The organism is Vibrio sp. D173a, from assembly GCF_030248475.1.
Genome location: NZ_JAHGAH010000487.1, coordinates 1 through 847 on the forward strand (window position 1 = coordinate 1; position 847 = coordinate 847).

General features: G+C 45.5%; 1 protein-coding gene and 1 pseudogene. Both read left to right on the plus strand.

Annotated elements, in window-relative coordinates; translation table 11 throughout:
* A pseudogene (locus tag KIV40_RS26975) lies at positions 1-133 on the plus strand (VC2046/SO_2500 family protein); the annotation flags it as partial.
* A gap of 177 nt (positions 134-310) precedes the next feature.
* Positions 311-847, plus strand: a 537-nt coding sequence (locus KIV40_RS26980) for an SDR family oxidoreductase (RefSeq protein ID WP_285352248.1), incomplete at its 3' end; no start/stop codon positions are given.

Sequence of the window (847 nt, forward strand, 5' to 3'; positions counted from 1 at the left end):
GGTCTACCACAACCTGTCCACGCATGAACGTCGCAAGTTAGCCAAGCAACCACCAGCGGATTTGCCAAACGCAACGCTATACAACGACCTCACCACCGCTCAACGTCAATTCCATATTCAGGCTCAAGCTTAACCTCACGGAAACATTGAGCAGTGTGATATATTTCACGCACATACCCACAAAGTGTGAGCTGACACTAAGTTCATATAAAGTTCTGTATTTTCACTGCTTAGTTTGAGCTAATTCACACCAATCGTATATTTTTTAACCCACTCTTAGCTAAACACGACTACTCATTTAGGTCTAGGAATGGAAATAAAAAGCTCTATCATTTTGGTGACATCCGCTGGGTCACAACTTGGGGGAACCATCGCAAACCATTTTGTTAATTTGGGTGCGACCGTCATTCTTTGTGATATTGACAGTGCAAGCCTAGATGAAACCTATCAGCTGTGTTCACGCTATTCGACGTCAGTGTATAGCTACCCAATAGAACGCTATGACAGCCAAACCCTACTCAAGGTGTTCGATTTTATTCAACTGACATTTGGCACCACACCGGATGTTCTGGTGAACAATTGGGTAAGTACGCCAATGCCAACTCTCACCGGAACACAACCCGTCAGCTGCTTTATCGATAACCCTTCCGCTATGGCTTCTACCCTTTTCTCATTCGGGCAAGCAAGCGTAGACAGGCTCAGACAAGCCAATAAGCAAGGGGTGATAGTCAATGTGATCTCCCATGATGATTTTCGAGATGTCTCTGGCTTAGAGAGCGCCAATTCGATGACCACAGGTTTTACCCACAGCTGGGCCAAAGAACTGACCCCTTTCAATACACGAGTA